General features: G+C 71.5%; 7 protein-coding genes and 5 tRNA genes. 5 read left to right on the top strand and 7 right to left on the bottom strand.

Annotation, left to right across the window (positions count from 1 at the left end; translation table 11 throughout):
- Window positions 1–33: 33 nt before the first annotated feature.
- The 5 genes from ABZW18_RS34065 to ABZW18_RS34045 all read right to left on the bottom strand — a co-directional run bounded on the left by ABZW18_RS34065 (window position 34) and on the right by ABZW18_RS34045 (window position 500).
- Window positions 34–105, bottom strand: a tRNA-Val gene (locus ABZW18_RS34065).
- 19 nt (window positions 106–124) lie between these two features.
- Window positions 125–196 (bottom strand) — tRNA-Val (locus ABZW18_RS34060).
- A gap of 62 nt (window positions 197–258) precedes the next feature.
- Window positions 259–330, bottom strand: a tRNA-Val gene (locus ABZW18_RS34055).
- 1 nt (window position 331) lies between these two features.
- A tRNA-Cys gene (locus tag ABZW18_RS34050) sits at window positions 332–402 on the bottom strand.
- Window positions 403–427: 25 nt separating this feature from the next.
- A tRNA-Gly gene (locus ABZW18_RS34045) sits at window positions 428–500 on the bottom strand.
- A 172-nt stretch (window positions 501–672) separates the two neighbouring features.
- On the opposite strand from ABZW18_RS34045, the gene ABZW18_RS34040 reads away from it, so the two are divergent.
- From ABZW18_RS34040 to ABZW18_RS34030, 3 genes are read left to right on the top strand one after another with little or no spacing between them, the layout of a single operon-like run.
- Window positions 673–1,815: a chorismate-binding protein gene (locus ABZW18_RS34040; protein WP_356195216.1), complete on the top strand. Its 1,143-nt coding sequence runs from the start codon at window positions 673–675 to the stop codon at window positions 1,813–1,815.
- Window positions 1,733–2,557 (top strand): aminodeoxychorismate lyase, encoded by an 825-nt coding sequence (locus ABZW18_RS34035; RefSeq protein ID WP_356195213.1) that lies wholly within the window; start codon window positions 1,733–1,735, stop codon window positions 2,555–2,557. Before ABZW18_RS34040 ends, ABZW18_RS34035 begins: the two co-directional genes overlap by 83 nt.
- A gap of 58 nt (window positions 2,558–2,615) precedes the next feature.
- Window positions 2,616–3,452, top strand: a complete 837-nt coding sequence (locus tag ABZW18_RS34030) for a GNAT family N-acetyltransferase (RefSeq protein ID WP_356195210.1) — start codon at window positions 2,616–2,618, stop codon at window positions 3,450–3,452.
- Between the two features lie 37 nt (window positions 3,453–3,489).
- On the opposite strand, the gene ABZW18_RS34025 is transcribed toward ABZW18_RS34030, so the two are convergent.
- The gene (locus ABZW18_RS34025; RefSeq protein ID WP_356195207.1) at window positions 3,490–3,999 is read right to left on the bottom strand and encodes a DsbA family protein; all 510 of its coding nucleotides are present in this window, start codon (window positions 3,997–3,999) and stop codon (window positions 3,490–3,492) included.
- 251 nt (window positions 4,000–4,250) lie between these two features.
- Between ABZW18_RS34025 and ABZW18_RS34020 the strand changes: the two genes are divergently transcribed.
- Both ABZW18_RS34020 and ABZW18_RS34015 read left to right on the top strand, forming a co-directional pair.
- Window positions 4,251–4,727, top strand: coding sequence for a hypothetical protein (locus tag ABZW18_RS34020; protein WP_356195204.1), 477 nt, complete (start codon window positions 4,251–4,253; stop codon window positions 4,725–4,727).
- A 68-nt stretch (window positions 4,728–4,795) separates the two neighbouring features.
- Window positions 4,796–4,975, top strand: a complete 180-nt coding sequence (locus tag ABZW18_RS34015) for a hypothetical protein (RefSeq protein WP_356195219.1) — start codon at window positions 4,796–4,798, stop codon at window positions 4,973–4,975.
- A gap of 16 nt (window positions 4,976–4,991) precedes the next feature.
- Here the strand turns inward: ABZW18_RS34015 and ABZW18_RS34010 are convergent, their stop codons facing one another.
- Entirely contained in the window at window positions 4,992–5,549 is a 558-nt protein-coding gene (locus ABZW18_RS34010; RefSeq protein WP_356195201.1) for a CGNR zinc finger domain-containing protein, read from the bottom strand.
- Between the last annotated feature and the right edge of the window lie 135 nt (window positions 5,550–5,684).

The raw sequence follows: 5,684 nt of genomic DNA, 5'->3' as shown, positions 1-5,684 counted from the left end.
GGAGCATCAGCTCCGGCCCTCGGCTTTTCGGTGTGGACGATACTGGGATTGAACCAGTGACCTCTTCCGTGTCAGGGAAGCGCTCTCCCGCTGAGCTAATCGTCCTCGGTGGTGCAGCACTGCGTGCGCGATACTGGGATTGAACCAGTGACCTCTTCCGTGTCAGGGAAGCGCTCTCCCGCTGAGCTAATCGCGCGGGTGGTGTGCGGTGCCGGCCCCCGGGCGCCGCAGATGATGCAGAGGTCCTCGCGGACCCAGTGGACGATACTGGGATTGAACCAGTGACCTCTTCCGTGTCAGGGAAGCGCTCTCCCGCTGAGCTAATCGTCCGAGGTGGAGACGGGATTTGAACCCGTGTAGACGGCTTTGCAGGCCGTTGCCTCGCCTCTCGGCCACTCCACCAGCGTGGGGGCGCTGGCCCCCATCGAGCGGACGACGAGATTCGAACTCGCGACCCTCACCTTGGCAAGGTGATGCTCTACCAACTGAGCCACGTCCGCAGATGCCGTGCTCCGGGCTGCTTCCGCATCCCGGCGACGTGTTGAACTCTAGCGGATTCCTGAGCCAGCTCAAATTCCGTTTCCCCAGCGTGCTGCGGTGCTCACCGGCCCGGGGCGGCCGGAGCGGCCCACGCAGCAGGCCGCGGGAGGTACCCGCCATAGACTCGCAGCCGTGCATGACCTCGCCGCTATGGCCCGCTTCGGCGGATGTGTCGCCGCTGACCTGCGGGACGTCACCAGCGACCCCGCAGCCCTGGACTCCGCCGGCTTCTGGGCGGTGGCCGCCGACTTCGAGGGGGGCCTGGTCTGCGCGCGCTTCGGGGACGTACGGCGCGAGCCGGTGCCCGTACTCCCGGCCGGGGCCTGGCGCGGCCCGGCGGCCGGCGACTGGACGTCCTCCCTCGACCGGGCCGCGTACACCGCGGGCGTCCGGCGTATACGCGAGCACATCGCGGCGGGCGACGTCTACCAGGTCAATCTCTGCCGAATTCTGTCCGCGCCGCTGCTCGGCCCGGCCGGGGGCGAGGCCGATGTCGACGCGCTGACCGCCCTGCTGGCTCGCGGCAATCCGGCGCCGTACGCCGGTACGGTCCGGCTGCCCGCCCACGGCGTGGAGATCGCCACCGCCTCGCCGGAGCTCTTTCTGCGCCGCGACGGCCACGTCGTCGAGTCGGGGCCCATCAAGGGCACCGCGCGGACGCCCGCGGATCTGCTGGAGAAGGACCACGCCGAGAACGTGATGATCGTGGACCTGGTCCGCAACGACCTGGGCCGCGTCTGCGCCCCCGGTTCGGTGACCGTCCCCGAACTGTGCGTGGTCGAGAAGCACCCGGGCCTGGTGCACCTGGTCTCCACCGTGCGCGGCGAATTGGCCGAGGGCGTGGGCTGGCCCGAGCTGCTCGCCGGAACATTCCCTGCCGGATCGATCAGTGGCGCGCCCAAGTCCAGTGCGCTGCGGATCATCGAGTCGCTCGAGACCGCGCCCCGCGGTCCGTACTGCGGCGGCATCGGCTGGGTCGACGCGGACCGCGGTACGGGCGAGCTGGCGGTGGGCATCCGTACGTTCTGGATCGACCGGACGGACAGCGCCGCGCCGCTGCTGCGCTTCGGCACGGGAGCCGGGATCACCTGGGGCTCCGATCCCGAGCACGAATGGGACGAGACGGAACTGAAGGCTTCCCGGCTGCTCGAGGTAGCGTCGGGTAGATACCGGGAGAGCGGAGGAGTCTGCGGTGAAGATCTGGCTCGATGGGACGTTGCAGGACGCCGAGGCGGCGCGGGTTTCCGTGTTCGACCACGGGCTGACGGTCGGTGACGGCGTCTTCGAGACGATCAAGGCGGTCGGCGGCCGGGCCTTCGCGCTGACCCGCCACGTGGAACGGCTGGCCCGTTCGGCGAGGGGACTCGGACTGCCCGAGCCCGACCACGACGAGGTGCGCCACGCCTGCGCGGAGGTGATGGCGGCCGCCCCGATGCCGCTCGGCCGGCTGCGGATCACCTACACCGGAGGGCTCTCCCCGCTCGGTTCCGACCGTGGCACCGAGCGGCCGACCCTGGTCGTTGCGCTCGGCGAGACCACCAGGCGACCCGACACCACGGCCGTCGTGACCGTGCCCTGGACCCGCAATGAGCGCGGCGCAGTCGCCGGCCTCAAGACCACCTCGTACGCCGAGAATGTCGTGGCACTCGCCCGCGCCCGGGAACACGGCGCCTCCGAAGCGCTGCTCGGCAACACCGTCCGGCAACTGTGCGAGGGCACCGGCTCCAATGTCTTCGTCGTCCTCGACGGCGAACTGTTCACCCCGCCCCTCTCCTCGGGCTGCCTCGCCGGCATCACCCGTGCCCTCGTCGTGGACTGGGCCGGAGCGCAGGAGACCGAGCTGCCCCTGGACGTGCTGGAGCGGGCCGATGAGATCTTCCTGACCTCAACGCTCCGCGACGTTCAGGGCGTTCACCGGGTGGACCGGCGTGAACTGCCCGGCGGTCCGGGCCCGGTCACCGCCAAGGCGATGCGCATCTTCGACGAGCGGTCGGCCGCCGACACCGACCCGCGCTGAGCCCGCACGGCGGCAAAAACGGGTGACGCCGGGCCGCGGAGCCGGTACAACACCTTTGGTGACCACCACTCTGCGGCCCACGGGGCCGGAACAGCCCGGTCCCGAGGGACGGCGGGGCCGTGACTACGAGGTCTGCGTCAACAGCCGCCCCGTCGGCGCGATCGAGCTGACCACGGACAGCAGGTTCGGCCCCGGCGTGGGCCGCATCCTGGGCCTGCGGATCGACGGTGCGGACCGGCGGCGCGGCCGTGGCGTCGTCGCCGCGCTCGCCGCCGAGGAAGTGCTGCGCGGCTGGGGCTGCCGCCGGGTCGAGGTGAGCATCCCCGCGGACGCGGTCGCCGCCAGGCGGCTGGCGGACGCGCTCGGCTACACCGAGCGCAACCGGAACATGGTCAAGCGACTGCCGGAGCAGCCGCCCGCCCTCCCCGAGGACACCGAGGCCCGCCCGATGAACGGGCCGGAGTTCGCGGCCTGGCTCGAAGCCACCAAACGCGCGTATGCCAAGCACTGGATCGACCGCGGCGTCCCCGAGGAGCAGGCGCGGGCCAAGTCGGAGGCCGACCACACCACGAAGCTTCCGGATGGAATCCACACCTTCGCCGCCGTGCTGCGCGTCCTCTCCCACCGGGGCACCGACGTGGGCACGCTCTGGCTCTCCCTGGCGGAAGAGCTGCCCGACGATGCCGACGGTTTCGTCTTCGACGTCGTGGTCGCCGCGGCACACCGCGGGCACGGGCACGGCCGGTCACTGATGCTGTTGGCCGAGCAGGAGTGCCGGGGCGCCGGTGACAGGCTCGGCCTCAACGTCTTCGCGGACAACACTCCGGCGACCGGGCTCTACGAGTCGCTGGGCTACGAGCCGACTCGGCACCACCTGTACAAGCCCCTGATCTGACCGGCGCCGACCCTTCCCGGGGCACGGTTCGGCTGGGTCAGTCCCGGCCCAGCAGCCGGTCGGCGATCTCCTCGATCCTGGCCCGGAGCCCCTGTTGGCTCTTCCCGCCGTCGAGCCGCTCGCCGTCGATCACATACGTCGGGGTGCCCGTCACCCCGATCGCCTTGCCCTCCGCCTGGTCGGCGTCCACGATCAGCAGATGCCGGCCGTCGATGAGCGCGGTGTCCATCTCCTCGGTGTCCAGGCCCAGTTCCCCGGCCACCTCGATGAGCAGCGGCTCGCCCCGGGCGGCCAGCTCCTGCGTACGCTCCAGCACCGCCTCGACGTACGGCCGGCCCTTGCCCTGCTCCATGGCCTCCTCGGCCGCCTGCGCGGCGGCGTAGGCGTGCCGGTGCTTCTCCAGCGGGAAGTGGCGAAAGCGGATCTCCAGCGCGTCGCCGTAGCGGGCGCGGAGCGCGCGCAGGTCCTCCAGGGCGGCACGGCAGTCGGGGCACTGCAGCTCGCACCAGACGTCGAGGACGGGGCGGCTGGGGTCGGTGTGGCTCATGAGGGACAGTCTCCCAGCCCGGGCAGTGGCGCAGGAACTGGGACCTGGGGAGGACCGCACCCCGGAGATCTCCCCGAGATCACTCTGAGGGTCCGTTGAGGACGTGGCCCGCGTGGCGCCCAGCGGGGCAGGATGGAGAGGACACGCACGCGCGGGAACGAGGCGCCGGAGAGCGTGCGAGGAAGCGGAAGCTGCGCCTCCACGGGGATGGGAGTGGAGATGGCCGTAACTGTCGTCGGAGGGAGGACACGGTGCTGACCACGACCGTATGTGTGGCGCTGTCCGCCGTGGGCCTGGCCGTCGCGTTCCTCACCGCGTACCGGCGGCGCTATCTGCGCGCGACCCGGATCGCGGCTGTGGCGCTGATTCCCGTGGGCCTGGCGATGGCGGGACTGGCGGAACTCGGCGAGAAGGTCGGCCGCGCCGTCGGTGACTGGGGCGCCGACCTCGTGTTCAAGCCGTCGGTGTGGGCGGGCTTCGCGGTCCTGGCCACCTCGGCGGTGCTGTTCGTCGTCGCGCGGGCCGCCGGGCGGCGCGGCGCGGGCCGTACGGGGAGCAGGGCGGTCGATACGGTCCAGCGGCCCGCCGCGGCGCCGGGGGCGTCGGCCCCATCGCTGGGTTCTGGCCGGAGAACGGCGCAGCCGAAGCCGCGCGCGAAGGCCGGTTCCGACGACGGGACAGAGGATTTCGAGGATATCGAGGAGATTCTCAAGAAGCACGGAATCTGACGAAGTCCCCTGTGGAGTGGGCGTGTTGGTCGGGCGGGGGGTGCTCGCTGCGCGATTATCTGCGCGAGATGAACGACGACCTCGCCTCCCAGGCCGCCGACCCGTCCCTGCCTTCCGGGGTGGGGGAGACCGCCGCCGATTCACAGGGCTGCCTCTTTGCGCTCTCCCAGCCGCCGCTGATGCTCTTCCTCGCCGTGATCGCCGCTCTGCTGCTGTTCACAGCCCTTTACGATCTCTACCCGTGGTGACGCCGGGCCCGGGCCGTCACTCCTCGGCCTCCCGCCGGCGCGCCCGGTACGCGGCGACATGCAGCCTGTTCCCGCAGGTCCGGCTGTCGCAGTAGCGTCGGGAGCGGTTCCGGGACAGATCCACGAAGGCACGTCGGCAGTCCGGGGCGTCACAGCGCCGCAGCCGCTCCCGCTCCCCGGCGACGACCAGGAAGGCCAGCGCCATGCCCCCGTCGGCCGCCAGGTGGTCGGCGAGGGAGGCACCGGGTGCGAAGTAGTGCACATGCCAGTCGTAGCCGTCGTGGTCGGTCAGCCGGGGGGTGGTGCCAGCCGCGGCGATCATCACGTTGAGCAGCTCGGCCGCCGCGCGCGAATCCTCGGTGGCGAAGACCTCGGTGAAGCGTGCGCGCACGGACCGTACGGCTGCCAGGTCCCGGTCCTCGAGCGCGCCCACATCGCTGATCACATTGCGCTCGACGAAGCGGCGCAGCGCGGCGACATCCGGGAGGGCGTCGGGCTCCTCGCCCTCCGCCGCGGTGTTCACCAGATCGACGACGGCGTCGAGGGCGCACCGGGTGTCGTGGTTGATCAGCACGGTTCGCTCCCTGGCCGGTGGTCGGGCGGATGCCTCTGGGCCCGTGGATCCGGGGGATCCGGTGGATGCGGGCCGACCTTATCGCTCGGAACGCGTCGGCGGCGGGGGCCCCGGGGGGGGGGCGGCGGCGCCGCC

This window comes from Streptomyces sp. NPDC004647 (assembly GCF_040609575.1).
Lineage (GTDB): Bacteria > Actinomycetota > Actinomycetes > Streptomycetales > Streptomycetaceae > Streptomyces.
The sequence above is the reverse complement of the archived record's forward strand: the minus strand, read 5'-3'. Positions and strand labels throughout refer to the sequence as shown.